Origin of the sequence: Pseudomonas sp. GL93 (assembly GCF_003408955.1) — a bacterium.
Classification (GTDB): Bacteria; Pseudomonadota; Gammaproteobacteria; order Pseudomonadales; family Pseudomonadaceae; genus Aquipseudomonas; species Aquipseudomonas paracarnis.
On the sequence record NZ_NKRF01000002.1, the window covers coordinates 105,653 to 121,895 of the forward strand.

Sequence of the window (16,243 nt, forward strand, 5' to 3'; positions counted from 1 at the left end):
CGACGGGCAAAGCCCCGCGTCGGATCAACGCGGGGCTTTGCAGGTGCACACAATCAGTTGAACAAGCCGTAGAAGAATAGACGGATGCTATCCCATACGCGGCGGAAGATACCACCTTCCTCGACAGCGTCCAGCGCGATCAGGTCGGCGCTGTGCACCACCTTGTCGTCCAGCTTCACTTCGACCTTACCGATCACATCACCCTTGGCGATTGGCGCAACCAATTGCGGGTTCAGGGTCATGCTGGCGGCGAGCTTTTTGAGCTGGCCTTTAGGCATGGTCAGGGTCAGGTCGTCGGCCAGGCCGGCCTTGACTTGCGAAGTCGAGCCCTTCCACACCGGCGCGGTCGCCAGCTCAGCACCCTTCTGGTAGAAGGTCTGGGTTTCGAAGAAGCGGAAGCCGTAAGTCAGCAGCTTTTGCGTCTCGGCCGCACGGGCCTGCTCGCTATTGGTGCCGAATACCACGGCGATCAGGCGCTGGCCATCACGTACGGCGGACGACACCATGCAGTAGCCGGCTTCGTCGGTGTGGCCGGTCTTCAGGCCATCGACGGTCTTGTCGCGCCACAGCAGCAGGTTGCGGTTAGGCTGCTTGATGTTGTTCCAGAAGAATTCCTTCTGGGAGTAGATCGCGTAGTGCACCGGGTCAACGCGGATGATCGCGCGCGCCAGGATCGCCATGTCGTGAGCCGACGAATAGTGCTCTGGGTTCGGCAGGCCGGTCGGGTTCATGAAGTGGCTGTTGGTCATACCCAGGTCGGCGGCAGTCTTGTTCATCACGTCGGCGAAGGCGTCTTCGCTGCCGGCGATGTGCTCGGCCAGGGCGACGCTGGCGTCGTTACCGGACTGGATGATGATGCCGTGCAGCAGGTCGCTCACGGTGACTTGCGAACCCACCTTGATGAACATCCGCGAACCACCGGTACGCCAGGCGTTTTCGCTGACGGTAACCGGGTCGTTTTCGCCGATCTGGCCGCGACGGATTTCCAGGGTCGCGATGTAGGCGGTCATCAGCTTGGTCAGGCTGGCAGGCGGCAGGCGTACATCACCGCCGTTTTCGACCAGCACGTTGCCACTGGCGGCGTCCATGAGGACCCACGACTTGGCGGCCAGTTGCGGGGAGGCCGGCACCATTTCAACCGCCCAGGCGGCCGGGGTGATGATCAGCGAGATAAGCAGGCACGTACGTTTGGCTAAGGTGGTGATGTTCATCCGTCTCTCGAAATTGCTTATGGAAACTTGCCCTCGCGGGCAAAACTATTCAGACAGCCCGCTTCCAGACTGTCACGTGTTCGGTTGCCCGCTCACCCCTTGCCCCTGGGTTTTTATTGTTCACGAGCCAACAACCTGGGTTCAAGCGCGCATGCGCACCTGAGCCATCAAACCGTTACTGCTTATTCTGCGGTGACCACGCTGGGTTGCCCCAGGTTGGCCAGGCGCACGCTATTCTGCACTTGCGCCACTTCGCTCGGCGAGCCGATCGGGCCCATGCGCACACGGTGCAAGGTTTGCTGGTTACGCACGATGGAGCTGATGAAAACCGGCGCACTGACCATGCCGCTGAGCTTGGACCTTAACAGTTCTGCTGCATCCGGGTTGGCGAAAGCGCCGACCTGCAGATATTGCCCACCGGCCATGGAGGCGCCCGCTGCCGCATGAGGTACCACCACGGTATCAGGCGCATGCTGCGCCGGTGGCGGCGTCCATTGCTCGATCTTGCCGGTCGAGGCCGTCACTTGCGGTTGCGGGGTTGGCGGTTCGTTGAGCATCAACGGCGCGGGTTTGCCACGCTGGGCCCAATACTGCGCCGGGTCGATGCCTTCGACTTTGACCCGTGCGGTGCCGGTTTCGGCATAACCGAGTTTCTTGGCGGCCGCGTAGGACAAGTCGATGATCCGGTCCGAATAGAACGGCCCACGGTCATTGACCCGCAGGATCACGGTGCGGTTGTTGTCCAGGTTGGTCACGCGCACATAGCTGGGCAGCGGCAGGGTCTTGTGGGCCGCGCTCATGCCATACAGGTCATACACTTCGCCGTTGGCGGTGTTCTGGCCATGGAACTTGGTGCCGTACCAGGACGCAGTGCCCGACTGCACGTAGGTCTTGGATTCCTGCAGCGGGAAGTAATTCTTGCCCAGCACGGTGTAGGGGTTGGCCTTGTACGGGCCGGTGTGCAGGGTCGGCGTAGCATCCGGAATTTTCGAGACATCCACATCCCACCACGGCGCGCCGTCTTTGTGCGCACGGTTGATATCCAGGCCCGGCTGGGCGCGGACCACTGCGCCGCCGGCCTTCTTGGCCGGCGCACGGTTAGGGGTGGTGGAGCAACTGGCTACCAACAAGGACAACGCGGCGAACGCCACCAGCTTGAGCGGTTTTTTGAACGGCGATACCCGCATTACTTGTTGCCCCGTGCTTGAACCAGCTCATCTGACAGCTGATGCACGGCCATGGCGTACATCACACTGCGGTTATAACGCGTAATTGCGTAGAAATTCTTCAGGCCCATCCAGTATTCAGGGCCATTTGCGCCTTCCAGGCGGAATGCCGTCACCGGCATGTCGTCGCGTGGCGCATTCTGACTCGACCAGCCCAGCGCTCGCAACTCCCCGACGGTCTTGACCGGTTCGATACCTTGGGTCAGGCCCTCGTCGGCGCGCTCGCCCGTGACATCGGCGCGGATAACCACCGGCTCGCCGCCAACCCAGCCGTGGCGCTTGAAGTAGCTGGCCACGCTGCCGATGGCATCGTCGGGGTTACTCCAGATATTGATGTGCCCGTCACCGTCGAAATCCACCGCATAGGCGCGAAAGCTGCTCGGCATGAACTGCGGCAAGCCCATCGCCCCGGCGTAGGAGCCCTTGAGGCTCAGCGGGTCGACCTGCTCTTCGCGGGCCAGCAACAGGAATTCGCGCAGTTCCTTGCGGAAGAACTCGGCGCGGGGCGGATAATCGAAGCCCAGGGTCGACAAGGCGTCGATCACCCGGTAGCTGCCGGTGTTGCGCCCGTAAAAGGTTTCGATGCCGATGATCGAGACAATCACCTGCGCCGGTACGCCGTACTCTTGCTCGGCGCGGGCCAGTACCGCCTCGTGCTGGCGCCAGAAATCCACGCCGCGGGCGATGCGTGCATCAGTGAGGAACATCGGGCGATAGTCCTTCCACTGCTTCACGCGTTCGGCGGGCCGGGAGATGGCGTCGAGGATCGCCTGCTTTTTCTGGGCTTCACGGAACACGCCCATCAGTTGCTCGCCGGCGAAACCATAGTCGCGGGTCAGCTCACCGACAAATTCGGCAACCTGGGGAGAGCCATCGTAGTCACCGGCCTGCGCCTCTTGCGTTGCCCCCAGCAGCCCGATCAGGCCCATCCAGGTCGCATGCCGAGTCGCCCAGCCGCGCATTACTTGCATTGACATCTTCACCTTATTCAAACCTGTGCGATCCACTTGCGATGCGTATGAATCGACATCAAAACCCCAAACGCTGACAGCAATGTCACCAGCGAAGTTCCGCCGTAGCTAATGAATGGCAACGGCACCCCAACCACCGGCAGCAGGCCACTGACCATACCGATGTTGACGAAAACGTAAACAAAAAAAGTCATGGTCAGGCTGCCGGCGAGCAATTTGCCGAACAGCGTCTGCGCCTGGGCGGTGATCACCAGGCCGCGACCAATCAACAGCAGATAGATCAGCAACAACGCGCAAATGCCCACCAGGCCGAACTCTTCGCCCATCACCGCGATGATGAAGTCGGTATGACTTTCGGGCAAGAAGTCCAGATGGGACTGGGTGCCCAGCAACCAGCCTTTGCCGAATACGCCGCCGGAACCGATGGCCGCCTTGGACTGGATGATGTTCCAGCCGGTGCCCAGCGGGTCGCTCTCCGGGTCGAGGAACGTCAGGATCCGTTGCTTCTGGTAGTCGTGCATAAAGAAGAACCACATGGCCACGGCCACGGGCACGGCGGCGGCCAGCACGCTGAGGATCCAGCGCCAGCGCAGGCCGCCCATGAACAATACGAACGCGCCACCGGCGAGGATCAGCAACGAGGTGCCAAGGTCCGGTTGGCGCACGATCAGCACAAAGGGCACGCCGATCAGGATCAGGCTGATCGCCACGTGCTTGAGTTGCGGCGGCAAGGTGCGCTTGGACAGGTACCAGGCAATGGTGGCCGGCATCAGGATCTTCATGAATTCCGACGGCTGGAAGCGAATCACCCCGGGGATGTTGATCCAGCGTGTGGCGCCCATGGCGTTGTGGCCCATGACGTCCACCACCACCAGCAACAACACGCCGGCGACATACCCCAAAGGCACCCAGCGCGCCATGAAGCGCGGCTCCAGTTGGGCGATCACCACCATCGACAGCAGGCCCAGGCCAAACGAGGACGCCTGCTTGATCAGCAAGTCCCAGTTCTTACCGCTGGCCGAATACAGCACGAACAGGCTGCCGGCCGCCAGGGTCAGCAGCAGGATCAGCAAGGGGCCATCAATGTGCATGCGTTGCAGCAACGTCGCACGGCGACGCATCACATCTTCACTGGAGAGGATGCGGTCAAAATTACTCTTCACGGGCCGTAACCTCGGGGCTTGAAGGGGGGCCGCCATACTCGGGCTTGAGCCGGCCATCGTCGGCCAGCAGCCAGGCGTCCATCACCTGGCGTACCACTGGGGCCGCGACGCCAGAGCCGGACTCGCCGTTCTCGACCATCACTGCCACCACGATTTTCGGGTCTTCCGCCGGCGCAAAGCCGACAAACAAGGCGTGGTCGCGGTGGCGTTCCTGCACCTTGGAGCGGTCATACTTTTCGCCCTGCTTGATCGCGACCACCTGGGCCGTACCACTCTTGCCGGCAATGCGGTACTGCGCGCCGACCGCCGCCTTGCGCGCGGTGCCGCGAGCGCCGTGCATCACCTGCTGCATGCCGTGGTTGACCTTGGTCCAGTCGGACGGGTCACGCAGCACGATGTCCGGAATCGGGTTGTCGTCCACCGGCTTTTCGCCTTCGATGGTCCTGGCCAGGTGCGGTCGGTTCCACACGCCTTTGTTCGCCACCAGCGCCGTGGCCTGGGCCAGTTGCAGCGGAGTGGCCTGCATATAGCCCTGGCCGATACCCAGGATCAGGGTTTCGCCAGGGAACCACGCCTGGCGGCGGGTCGCACGCTTCCACTCCCGCGACGGCATCAGGCCGGGGGACTCTTCGAACATGTCCAGGGAGACTTTCTGACCGAGGCCGAACTTGCCCATGTAGGCAGACAGCCGATCAATCCCCAGCTTGTGGGCCAGGTCGTAAAAATAGGTGTCGTTGGAGCGCATGATCGCGGTGTCCAGATCGACATAGCCGTCACCGGAGCGGTTCCAGTTACGGTACTTGTGGTCGTAGTTGGGCAGCATGTAATAGCCAGGGTCGTACACCCGGCTTGAGGCCGTAACCACGCCAGCATCCAGGCCGGCAATCGCCACCGCCGGTTTGATGGTCGAGCCCGGTGGGTACAGGCCGCGCAACACACGGTTGAACAGTGGCCGGTCGATGGAATCACGCAGCTCGGCGTAGGCCTTGAAGCTGATGCCAGTCACAAACGGGTTGGGGTCGAAGCTGGGCTGGCTGACCATCGCCAGCACTTCGCCAGTCTTCGGGTCCAGCGCCACTACGGCACCCCGCCGACCGCCCAGGGCCATCTCGGCAGCTTCCTGCAACTTGATGTCCAGGCTCAGGACAATGTCCTTGCCCGGCACCGGATCGGTGCGCTTGAGCACGCGCAATACGCGGCCACGCGCATTGGTCTCGACTTCCTCGTTACCCACCTGGCCATGCAACTCGGCCTCGTAGAAGCGTTCGATACCGGTTTTGCCGATATGGTGGGTGCCGCTGTAGTTGATCGGGTCGAGGGTTTTCAGCTCTTTCTCGTTGATCCGCCCCATGTAACCAACGGAGTGGGCAAAGTGCGCCCCTTGCGGGTAATGCCGCACCAATTGCGCCACCACCTCCACCCCCGGCAGGCGAAACTGGTTCACCGCAATCCGGGCGATCTGCTCTTCGGTCAGCTCGAACAGGATCGGCACCGGCTCGAACGGCCGGCGCCCCTGCCGCATGCGCTTCTCGAAGACGGCCCGGTCTTCCGGCGTCAGTTGCAGCACCTCGACGATGACATCGAGGACCTGCTTCCAGTCGCCGGAGCGTTCACGGGTCATGCTCAGGCTGAAGCTGGGCCGGTTATCGGCAACCACTACGCCATTGCGGTCGAAAATCAGCCCACGGGTCGGTGGAATCGGCTGCACATGCACCCGGTTGTTTTCCGACAGCGTGGAGTGATAGTCGTACTGGATCACCTGGAGGAAATACAGCCGCGCAATCAGCACGCACATCAGCACCACCACCAAAACAGCACCGAACACCACCCGCGCGCGTACCAGACGTGCGTCTTTCTCGTGGTCCTTGATGCGGATCGGTTGGGTCATCGGGGGCGGCGCAGACTATTTGTGGTAAGGGTGCCCGGACAGAACTGTCCAGGCGCGATACAGCTGTTCACCGATCAGAATCCTTACCAACGGGTGCGGCAGCGTCAGCGCCGACAGCGACCAGCGCTGATCGGCCCGCGCACAGACTTCCGGCGCCAGCCCTTCCGGGCCGCCGACCATGAAATTGACCGTGCGCGAATCCAGGCGCCAGCGATCCAGTTCCACCGCCAGTTGCTCGGTGCTCCAGGGCTTGCCGTGCACTTCAAGGGTGACGATGCGCTCATTGGGGCCGACCTTGGCCAGCATGGCTTCGCCTTCCTGACGGATAAAGCGCGCGACGTCGGCGTTCTTGCCCCGGGTATTGAGTGGTATTTCCACCAGCTCAAGCGACAGCTCAGCGGGCAGACGCTTGGCATATTCGTGCCAGCCTTCTTCCACCCACTTGGGCATGCGTGAACCGACAGCGATCAGACGCAGGCGCACAGCCGTTCCTTATTCCTGGTCTTTGTTGAGCTTGTCGAAGTGCGCGTGGCCCACTTCCGGGCTGTGGTGCTTACCATCGGCGGCACGGCTCTGCTCGGCGCCTTTCCACAGACGCTCCAGGTCGTAGAACTGGCGAGCGTTGGAGGTCATCATGTGAACGATCACATCGTCCATGTCCAGCAGCACCCAGTCGCTGTCGCCCTTGCCTTCTTCACCCAGTGGTTTGACGCCCTGGGCTTTGACGGCTTCGCGAACCTTGTCCAGCATCGCGCCGATCTGGCGGTTGGAGGTACCGGTGGCGATGATCATGAAGTCGGTGATGCTCTGCTTGTCGCGCACGTCCAGCACCTGGATGTCCTGGGCTTTAACGTCTTCCAGGGCAGCCACGGCGACTTTCACCAGCTCTTCGCCAGCCAATTCCGGGCCAACATGGGCTTCAACCGGCAGCGGCGCGCTTTTGAAGGTGCCTTTGCGCTTAACTTTGCTTACGTCTTTGTTCGTCATATAAAACTCGTTTTGCTCGTATGTTCGGGCGCTTGCTGCACGGTTCGTGCGTTCAAGCGCGCCTTTTCAGTTCGACGCACGGTAAAGCCCGTGCGCATCGATGTAGGCCAGGACCGCGTCAGGCACCAGGAAACGTACCGACTTCCCGCTGGCCAGCAGTTGACGGATCTGGGTGGCGGACACCGCAAGCGGGGTCTGCCAGACGAATGCAATATTCCCGTTCGGCCCGGTCAGGGCCAAGGGGTCACTTACCGACCGCGCGGCCAGCAGGTTGCGCAAGGCATCCGGCGGTTCGCTGTCGGCATCCGGGCGTTGCAAAACCAGGATGTGGCAATACTGGAGGAGTTCCTCCCAGCGGTGCCAAGAGGGCAGGCCGCAAAATGCGTCCCAGCCCAAAAGCAGAAACAATGGGTCATCTGCAGCCAATTCGGCGCGCATCAGCTCCAGGGTGTCGATAGTGTAGGACGGTTTATCGCGCTTGAGTTCGCGATCGTCCACCACCAGCGGCGATATACCTTCTACGGCAACACGCACCATTTCCAGGCGCTGCTCTGCGGCCACCTGCGGCGTATCGCGATGGGGCGGCCGGAAATTGGGCAGCAGGCGCAGTTCATCCAGCGCAAGGGCATCCGCAACTTCCAGGGCACTGCGCAAATGGCCGATGTGCACGGGGTCGAAAGTACCGCCGAGCAGCCCGATGCGTTTAGTCATCAAGTGCGCACATGACCGTCGCCAAACACCACGTACTTCTCACTGGTCAGCCCTTCCAGGCCCACCGGGCCGCGTGCGTGGAGCTTGTCGGTGGAAATACCGATCTCCGCCCCCAGACCGTACTCGAAGCCGTCGGCAAAACGCGTCGAGGCGTTGACCATCACCGAAGCGGAATCCACTTCGTTGAGGAAACGCCGGGCATCGCTGAAATGCTCGGAAACGATGGCGTCGGTGTGCTTGGAGCCATAGGTATTGATGTGTTCGATGGCCTGGTCCAGGTCGTCGACGATGCGGATCGACAGGATCGGGGCCGTGTACTCGGTGTACCAGTCCTGCTCGGTCGCCTCGATGACGTCCGCGCCCAGCAGCGCCCGGGTGCGCTCGCAACCGCGCAGCTCTACCGACTTGTCACGGTAGATGGCAGCCAGCGGCGGCAGCACGCGTTCGGCAATGCCAACGTGCACCAGCAGGGTTTCCATGGTGTTGCACGGCGCGTAGCGGTGGGTCTTGGCGTTGTCGGCAATGCGGATCGCCTTGTCGAGGTCGGCGGCGATGTCGATGAACACATGGCAGACGCCGTCCAGATGCTTGATAACTGGCACCTTGGCATCACGGCTGACGCGCTCGATCAAGCTCTTGCCACCCCGCGGCACGATCACGTCGACGAATTCCGGCATGGTGATCAGCGCGCCCACGGCGGCACGGTCGGTGGTTTCCACCACTTGCACCACTTCGGCTGGCAACTCGGCCACGGCCAGGCCCTGCTGGATGCAGGCAGCGATGGCGCGGTTGGAGTTGATCGCCTCGGAACCGCCACGCAGGATGGTGGCGTTGCCTGACTTGAGGCACAGGCTCGCGGCGTCGATGGTCACGTTCGGGCGCGACTCATAGATGATGCCGATCACGCCCAGGGGCACGCGCATCTTGCCCACCTGGATGCCCGACGGCAGGTAGCGCATGTCGCGAATTTCACCGATGGGGTCAGGCAGCTTGGCCACCTGACGCAAGCCTTCGATCATGTCGTCGATACGTGCCGGGGTCAGCGCCAGGCGGTCCAAAAGGGCTGGCTCCAGGCCATTGGCGCGCCCATTGGCCAGGTCCAGTTCGTTGGCGGCGCTCAGCTCGGAGCGCGAAGCATCCAGAGCATCGGCAGCCGCCAGCAGCGCACGGTTCTTCTGCGCGGTGCTCGCACGGGCGATCAACCGCGAGGCCTGCCGGGCAGCGCGACCCAGGCGGGTCATGTAGTCAAGAACGGACTCAGTCATGGTCAGGGAGTCTTGGCAAAGAGGAAAGCGGCAGATTATAGCTGTGACGCCGCCCGACTGACAGCGGTGAGGGGCGGATGGTCGAAATGAACTGTAAAAACCCCAGGTTCAGCCGTAATTAAGGTGAGAGTTGTTATGATTCGGTCACATTTAGCCGTATCAACCCTTGACCGCCATGCCCGACTTTTCGCCCCAACTCCCCGCCAGCCCCCTGCCCGATAGCTTCTTCGACCGCGATGCCCAAGTGCTTGCGCGCGAATTACTCGGAAAAGTCATTCGTCATCGTGTGGGCGATCTTTGGCTTTCGGCGCGAATTATTGAAACCGAAGCCTATTACGTGGCCGAAAAAGGCAGCCACGCCTCGCTCGGCTACACAGAAAAGCGTAAGGCTTTGTTTCTGGATGGTGGCCATATCTACATGTACTACGCCCGTGGCGGTGATTCGCTGAACTTCAGCGCCCATGGCCCGGGCAATGCCGTGCTGATCAAATCGGCCTATCCCTGGGTCGACGAAATTTCCGGGGCGGCGAGCCTGGCGCAAATGCTGTTGAACAACCCCAACCCCGACGGCAGCCCACGCCCCTCGCAGAAGCTGTGTGCAGGGCAGACGCTGCTGTGCAAGGCCCTGGGCCTGAAAGTGCCGATGTGGGACGCCAAGCGCTTCGATCAGGAACTGCTGTATGTCGAAGACGTGGGCCAGGTGCCCACGCAGATTATCCAGACCACGCGCCTGGGCATTCCCACTGGGCGCGATGAGCACTTGATGTACCGCTTCGTCGATGCTGGTTATGCGCCTTACTGCACGCGGAACCCGCTGCGTCGGGGCCAGGTCGAAGGCCGGGATTATTTTTTGATTTGACCGTGCAGAACCAAGCAACACATCCCACAACTGAACCTTCAGTGTTTTTGAATATGTATGCATGGAGTGGATTGTATGGGCCAATGGCTCGATAGCATCACCGGCTGGTTGACCCTCAACCCACAATGGCTGGCAGCGGCGGTGTTTTTCGTCGCGTGCGTGGAGTGCCTGGCGATTGCCGGGTTGATCGTGCCAGGCACGGTATTGCTGTTTGCAATCGCCGCGTTGGCTGGCAGCGGTGCGCTGTCGCTGAGTGAAACCCTGCTGCTGGGCTTCCTCGGCGGCTTATTGGGCGACGGCGTTTCCTATTACCTGGGCCGCCATTTCCATCAGAACATCCGACGCCTGCCCGGCCTGCGCCAGCATCCTGAATGGATGAACGGCGCAGAAACCTACTTCCACAAGTACGGAATCGCCAGCCTGTTGGTCGGGCGTTTCATCGGCCCATTGCGTCCCATGCTGCCCATGGTCGCCGGCATGTGCGACATGCCCTTCCCGCGCTTTGCCGCTGTGAGCATCATTGCCGCAGCGGGTTGGACCGTGGCCTATCTGCTGCCGGGCTGGGCTGCCGGCGCCGCGTTCCGCCTGCCGTTGCCGGAAGGTTTCTGGCCGGAAGCGGCGATTATCGCGGCGTGCCTGGCGGTGCTGCTGGGGCTGAGTTTGAACAGCAGTTGGCGCGAACATCGGCGCGCCACCTTGTGGATCGGTTGCGCCAGCCTGGTGTTGTTGATCGCGTTGTTTATCGGCTATCCCCACCTCAATGACTTCGACCAAGGCCTGAGCGCCCTGGTGCAGGAGCATCGCAGCCCGTGGCTGGACGAAGTGATGGTACGGGTCACCCAACTGGGTGAGTTCAAGAAGATGTTCTTCGCCAGCGCGGTGTTCACTGGCCTGTTGCTGTTGGCACGGCAGTGGCCCCACGCGGTGTTTGTCGGCGCCACTCTCGCTGGCGCGGCAGTGATCAACACTGGCACCAAGCTGTTTTTCGCCCGTGGCCGCCCGGAAATCCTCACAGACCCGCTGACCAGCTTCAGCATGCCCAGTGGCCATGCCTCCGGGGCCTTTGCCTTCTTCCTGGCACTCGCGGTATTGGCCGGTCGCGGCCAACCCACAAGGCTGCGCCTGACCTGGATGCTGCTGGGCTGCATTCCCGCAGCGTTCATTGCCTTGTCGCGGGTTTATCTGGGCGCCCATTGGCCTACGGACATTCTGGCCGGCACCTTGCTGGCAATGACGGTGTGTGCGTTTAGCCTGACGGCAATCGAGTACCGCAGCCCATTGCCAGCCATGTCGCAAAAAGCCTGGTGGCTGGTGCTGCCCGCCGTGGTGGCCGTGCTCGGTTTCATCGCCTTTACCGGCACGCCCCACGCCCTGCTCAGGTACGCCTATTGACCCTTGGCCGGGCCGATCCAGTCCACGGAGGCGCTGCGCCGTTCAACGCAACGTTCGCGGCGCTCCAGTAGCATCTCATCGGCCACTTCGGCAGCGCGCTCGGCGATGTATTCCGCGCCCCGCGTGGCTTGCTGCTGAAGTAATTGCGTGGTCACGCTGACAAAATAAGCGTCCCACGCCACTTGTTCCGAGGGTGTCAGCCGAATCATGGTTCTCTCCGATCATTGTTGTGTGATCGGAAAATAGTGCAGGCGACACCGTGGAGACGACCGAGCAAAGTCTGAAAGCTCTGTCAGGCAAATCCGAACCTCAGGTGAACAGCTCCCCCTGCAGTTCATCGAGCAACATCTGGATCGCATCCAGCCGTTGCTGTGGGTCGTCCAGTTGCAGCAAGTCGATCTTGTCGGCCTCGGTAAACGGCAGCAGATAGGCCAACCGGTTGCCCAGGGCTTGCTGGCCTTCGGCCTGGCCGCCCATATCCAGCGAGGCCACCATCGGGTGCTCGGCCAGGGCCTCAAGCAACGCCAGCAAGTCGGCGTCCTCTTCGCCCAGCGGCGGGTCCGGCAATTCTTGCAGCCATTGCACATCAGCCACCAGCAACTGGTCTTTCTGCACCCCGGCCTCACGCACGCGGAAACGACGGCCACCTTCGACGCGAATGCCCAGCAGGCCGTTGTCCTGCTGCTTGAAGTCACGAATCAGCGCTTCACAACCGACAAGCGCATAGCCGTCAGGGGCCGTGCCCACCTCTGAGCCATCCAGGATGCACACCACACCAAAGCCTTCGCCCTTTTTCATGCAACGGCCGATCATATCCAGGTAGCGCGCCTCAAATATCTGCAAGTCGAGGGTGCAGCCCGGGAACAGCACAGTGTTGAGGGGGAATAGCGCCAGACTCATAACGGTTTCCTTAAACCTGGGTTAAACAATCACCGACACCGCCAACGGTAGGAACACCGCCGTGGCCACGCCCATCAAACTCATGGCCAGCGCCGCGAAGGCGCCGCATTCTTCGCTTTCCTGCAGGGCCACCGAGGTGCCGACGGCGTGAGCGGTCATGCCCAGGGCCATGCCGCGCGCTTCGGGGCTGCGTACACCCAGGCGCGACAAGAGCGCTGGGCCGATCATCGCGCCGACCACCCCAGTGATCAACACAAACACTGCCGCCAAGGCCGCCACGCCGCCAATCTGCTCGGCCACCAGCATGGCAATCGGTGAGGTCACCGACTTGGGCGCCATGGTCATCAGCACCCGGTGCTCGGCCCCGAACCACCACCCCAACGCCACACACAGGCCGGTGGCCAATACCCCGCCTACCACCAGCGTAGTAAATATCGGCCAGAACAATTGTCGAATCCGTCGCAGGTTCAGATAAAGCGGCACCGCCAGGGCCACGGTCGCAGGCCCCAGCAGGATGCCCATGATCTCGGTGCTCTGGCGGTATTCGGCGTAGCTCAGCCCGCAGGTGAGCAGCACACCGATCACCAGCAACATCGACACCAGCACCGGCTGCAGGAAGATCCAGCGGGTTTTCTCGAACCCCGCCAGCACCAGTTGATAGGCGCCCAGAGTGATACCGATACCGAACAGCGGGTGATGAATGACCGCCGTCCAGGCGCCCTGCCAGTCGAGGATCATTGGTCCTTCTCCTTGCGCTTGACCATCTGCTGCATCAGCACACCGACAAAGCCCATAGCGATCACCAGCGACAACACCAACGCCCCGACGATGGCCCAGAAATCCGCCACGATGTCCTTGGCGTACACCATCACTCCCACGGCCGGCGGTACCAGCAGCAGCGGCAGGTAACGCAACAGGCTGCCGGCCGCCAGGCTCAGGGGCTCGCCGACTTCACCGCGCCAGACCAGAAAGCCGAGCATCAGCAACAAGCCGATGATCGGCCCCGGCAGCACGGGCACCAGCAAATGATTGATCGCGGTGCCGATCAGTTGAAACAGCACCAGCCAGGTCAGGCCACGTAACAGCATCCCGCTCTCTCCCCCTCAAATCCCGCGCGCATTATAAGCATGCCCGCCCTATGCTCCGGCATTCGCCAAAAGCATGTTGGGTTGACCGGGCTGATTGCCCGTGATGATCTACATTGGTTCTCTGTAACCCTAAAAACGCCCCTTATCAACGGGCACATATGTGATGAACCAAGGAGAGACGCAATGCCCTATGTACCCGTAGCGCAGCTCAAAGATTACGTCGGCAAGGAACTGGGACGTTCCGAATGGCTCACCATCGACCAGGCGCGTATCAACCTGTTCGCAGAGGCCACGGGCGATCATCAGTTCATCCACGTCGACCCGGTCAAGGCGGCGCAAACCCCGTTCGGCAGCACCATCGCCCACGGGTTCCTGTCGCTGTCGCTGATGCCCAAGCTGATGGAAGACATCCTGATCATGCCCGAAGGCTTGAAGATGGCCGTCAACTACGGCCTGGACAGCGTGCGCTTTATCCAGCCTGTGAAAGTGAACTCCAAGGTGCGCCTGAACGTCACCCTCACTGACGTCACCGAGAAAAAGCCGGGCCAATGGCTGTTCAAGGCTACGGCCACCCTGGAAATCGAAGGCCAGGAGAAGCCGGCCTACATTGCCGAGTCGCTGTCACTCTGCTTCGTATAATCACCACACCCCCACTGTAGGAGCGAGCTTGCTCGCGAAGGTCGTCAACGATAATGCGTGCTTGCTGAATAAATTTGGCGCCTGTGAGTTTTTCGCGGGCAAGCCTGCTCCTACAGGTGGTAGGTCCTGCGCATAGACCACTAGGTTCGGCACCCCGGCTACGGCATACTCGGCGCTCAATTATCCGGATCCCGCTATGCGCCCACTCGCTCCCCTTGCCCTTGCCCTGTTGCTCACCGCTTGCGGAGACGGCGAATCGCTGTTGCCGCCCGATGCGCGCCTGCCCGATGGCGGCCGCTACCGTGGCGATGTGATCAACGGTTTGCTGCAAGGTCAAGGCCGTGTGGACTACCCCAATGGCAGTTGGTACGCCGGCCAGTTCGACAAAGGCCAGTGGCACGGCCAGGGCGAATGGCATGGCAGCAATGGCGAAGTCTATAAAGGCGAATTCAAGCAGGGCCTGTTTGATGGCCAGGGCAGCCTGACCACTTCGGGCAGCAGCTACGTGGGCGGCTTCAAGAACGGTCGACGCAACGGTGAAGGCACCCTCAAAGAGGGGCAGATGACCTATCGCGGCGAATTCCAGGACGACCAGTACTCAGGCCTAGGCCGCCTGGAGTTGGCCGACGGCAGCCAGTACCAGGGCCAGTTCGCCCACGGCAAGCCCAATGGCGAAGGCCAGCGCAATGACGACAGTGGCAACCAGTTCAGCGGCCGCTTTGTCGATGGTCAACTGGAAGGCAATGGCACTTTCAACAGCGCCGAGGGCGATATCTATGTCGGCCAATTCAAGCAGAATCAGCTCAACGGCAAAGGCCGCTACGAGAACGCCGACGGTGATGTGTGGATCGGCCAGTTCAAGGAAGGCGCGCTGACCGGCAAAGGCGAATTGATCGGGGTCGATGGCAGCCACTATGTCGGCCAGTTTAGTGACTGGCGCTTTACCGGCGAAGGGCGACTGAACCTCACCGATGGCAGTTTCTATATCGGTGGCTTCGACAGCGACAACTATCAAGGCCGTGGCACCCTGGTACTCACCGACGGCACCGTGCAGTCCGGCACCTGGGTCAACGGCCTGCGCGTGCGCGACGCCGAGGGCAAGCTGCTGCCCGACCCACTGGAAACCGGCATACTGGCCCAAGGCCGCTTGCTCGATGACGCCCTGGCGACAGTGCCTGCGTCCACCCCGGCGGTGGAGCTGTACACCCTGGTGCTGGCGGGCGACGGCAAGCAAAGCGTGTTCCTGCGCGAGGCCGATTACGTCAGCAACCTGCTTGCCACTCGCTTCGGCGCGCGCGGGCAGGTGCGCCTGGTCAACCACCGCGACCATATTGCCGACCGCCCCCTGGCCACCCGCGAAAGCCTGCGCCGCTCGGTGCAAACCCTGGCCGAACGGACCGGGCCGGAAGATCTGGTGTTCATTTACATGACCAGCCATGGCACCCATGAGCATGAACTGGTGCCCGACCAACCGCGCATGGAACGGGCCGCCCTGCCCGCCGATGAACTGGCCGCCGTGCTCGCACCGCTGAAAAACCGCGACAAGGTCATCGTGATCTCCGCGTGTTACTCCGGCGGTTTCATACCGGCGCTCAAAGATGAGCGCACCCTGATCATGACCGCCTCCCGTGCGGACCGCGTGTCATTCGGCTGCTCGGAAGAAGCAGACTTCACCTACTTCGGTGATGCCCTTTTCGCACAAGCTTTCAACCAAACGGATGATTTGCAACACGCCTTCAAACTGGCACAACTGCACGTGGCCGAACGCGAACAGGCGGACAATTTCGAAGCCTCCGAACCGCAGATCTGGGCACCTAAAGGCGTGATCGCCCATTGGCAATTATTACGTAAACAGCAGGCACGAAAGGCGCTCGAAAGCGTCTCAATGAATAGCAAGGAAGCCAAAGGCAACTAAGCTGTAACGTGTAACAAGGGGGAAACAC

The 16,243-nt window shown here is 61.7% G+C and carries 17 protein-coding genes; 4 read left to right on the forward strand and 13 right to left on the reverse strand.

The window, feature by feature from the left end:
- Positions 1 to 53: 53 nt before the first annotated feature.
- The 9 genes from CER19_RS00555 to CER19_RS00595 form a co-directional block, all read right to left on the reverse strand.
- A complete protein-coding gene (locus tag CER19_RS00555; protein WP_116665005.1) occupies positions 54 to 1,211 on the reverse strand; it encodes a D-alanyl-D-alanine carboxypeptidase family protein in 1,158 nt (385 codons plus the stop codon).
- 182 nt (positions 1,212 to 1,393) lie between these two features.
- Positions 1,394 to 2,398: a septal ring lytic transglycosylase RlpA family protein gene (locus CER19_RS00560; RefSeq protein WP_032895156.1), complete on the reverse strand. Its 1,005-nt coding sequence runs from the start codon at positions 2,396 to 2,398 to the stop codon at positions 1,394 to 1,396.
- On the reverse strand, positions 2,398 to 3,408 hold the full coding sequence (gene mltB, locus CER19_RS00565; RefSeq protein WP_047711860.1) for a lytic murein transglycosylase B: 1,011 nt from the start codon (positions 3,406 to 3,408) through the stop codon (positions 2,398 to 2,400). Before mltB ends, CER19_RS00560 begins: the two co-directional genes overlap by 1 nt.
- A gap of 17 nt (positions 3,409 to 3,425) precedes the next feature.
- Positions 3,426 to 4,529: a rod shape-determining protein RodA gene (gene rodA / locus CER19_RS00570; RefSeq protein ID WP_044268991.1), complete on the reverse strand. Its 1,104-nt coding sequence runs from the start codon at positions 4,527 to 4,529 to the stop codon at positions 3,426 to 3,428.
- A 31-nt stretch (positions 4,530 to 4,560) separates the two neighbouring features.
- Positions 4,561 to 6,459, reverse strand: a complete 1,899-nt coding sequence (mrdA, locus tag CER19_RS00575) for a penicillin-binding protein 2 (RefSeq protein ID WP_116665006.1) — start codon at positions 6,457 to 6,459, stop codon at positions 4,561 to 4,563.
- A 15-nt stretch (positions 6,460 to 6,474) separates the two neighbouring features.
- Positions 6,475 to 6,942 (reverse strand): 23S rRNA (pseudouridine(1915)-N(3))-methyltransferase RlmH, encoded by a 468-nt coding sequence (gene rlmH, locus CER19_RS00580; protein ID WP_003176297.1) that lies wholly within the window; start codon positions 6,940 to 6,942, stop codon positions 6,475 to 6,477.
- Positions 6,943 to 6,951: 9 nt separating this feature from the next.
- The gene (gene rsfS / locus CER19_RS00585; protein ID WP_003176298.1) at positions 6,952 to 7,446 is read right to left on the reverse strand and encodes a ribosome silencing factor; all 495 of its coding nucleotides are present in this window, start codon (positions 7,444 to 7,446) and stop codon (positions 6,952 to 6,954) included.
- Between the two features lie 66 nt (positions 7,447 to 7,512).
- A complete protein-coding gene (gene nadD / locus CER19_RS00590; RefSeq protein WP_116665007.1) occupies positions 7,513 to 8,157 on the reverse strand; it encodes a nicotinate-nucleotide adenylyltransferase in 645 nt (214 codons plus the stop codon).
- Positions 8,157 to 9,422 (reverse strand): glutamate-5-semialdehyde dehydrogenase, encoded by a 1,266-nt coding sequence (locus tag CER19_RS00595; protein WP_116665008.1) that lies wholly within the window; start codon positions 9,420 to 9,422, stop codon positions 8,157 to 8,159. Before CER19_RS00595 ends, nadD begins: the two co-directional genes overlap by 1 nt.
- A 175-nt stretch (positions 9,423 to 9,597) precedes the next feature.
- On the opposite strand from CER19_RS00595, the gene CER19_RS00600 reads away from it, so the two are divergent.
- Positions 9,598 to 10,281, forward strand: a complete 684-nt coding sequence (locus tag CER19_RS00600; RefSeq protein WP_116665009.1) for a DNA-3-methyladenine glycosylase — start codon at positions 9,598 to 9,600, stop codon at positions 10,279 to 10,281.
- Positions 10,282 to 10,356: 75 nt separating this feature from the next.
- Positions 10,357 to 11,673 carry a bifunctional DedA family/phosphatase PAP2 family protein gene (locus CER19_RS00605; protein ID WP_116665010.1) on the forward strand — a complete coding sequence of 439 codons (1,317 nt, stop codon included), beginning with the start codon at positions 10,357 to 10,359 and terminating at the stop codon, positions 11,671 to 11,673.
- On the opposite strand, the gene CER19_RS00610 is transcribed toward CER19_RS00605, so the two are convergent.
- From CER19_RS00610 to CER19_RS00625, 4 genes are all read right to left on the reverse strand, one after another.
- Positions 11,667 to 11,882: a hypothetical protein gene (locus tag CER19_RS00610; protein WP_019818751.1), complete on the reverse strand. Its 216-nt coding sequence runs from the start codon at positions 11,880 to 11,882 to the stop codon at positions 11,667 to 11,669. The genes CER19_RS00605 and CER19_RS00610 overlap by 7 nt on opposite strands.
- A gap of 100 nt (positions 11,883 to 11,982) precedes the next feature.
- Entirely contained in the window at positions 11,983 to 12,573 is a 591-nt protein-coding gene (locus tag CER19_RS00615; RefSeq protein ID WP_116665011.1) for an LON peptidase substrate-binding domain-containing protein, read from the reverse strand.
- 21 nt (positions 12,574 to 12,594) lie between these two features.
- A complete protein-coding gene (locus tag CER19_RS00620) occupies positions 12,595 to 13,311 on the reverse strand; it encodes an LrgB family protein (RefSeq protein WP_116665012.1) in 717 nt (238 codons plus the stop codon).
- Positions 13,308 to 13,661: a CidA/LrgA family protein gene (locus CER19_RS00625; protein WP_003194494.1), complete on the reverse strand. Its 354-nt coding sequence runs from the start codon at positions 13,659 to 13,661 to the stop codon at positions 13,308 to 13,310. The genes CER19_RS00620 and CER19_RS00625 overlap by 4 nt, the downstream gene beginning before the upstream one ends.
- A gap of 183 nt (positions 13,662 to 13,844) precedes the next feature.
- On the opposite strand from CER19_RS00625, the gene CER19_RS00630 reads away from it, so the two are divergent.
- Positions 13,845 to 14,300, forward strand: coding sequence for a MaoC family dehydratase (locus CER19_RS00630; protein WP_003194496.1), 456 nt, complete (start codon positions 13,845 to 13,847; stop codon positions 14,298 to 14,300).
- A 196-nt stretch (positions 14,301 to 14,496) separates the two neighbouring features.
- A complete protein-coding gene (locus CER19_RS00635; RefSeq protein ID WP_116665013.1) occupies positions 14,497 to 16,215 on the forward strand; it encodes a C13 family peptidase in 1,719 nt (572 codons plus the stop codon).
- Positions 16,216 to 16,243 lie beyond the last annotated feature (28 nt).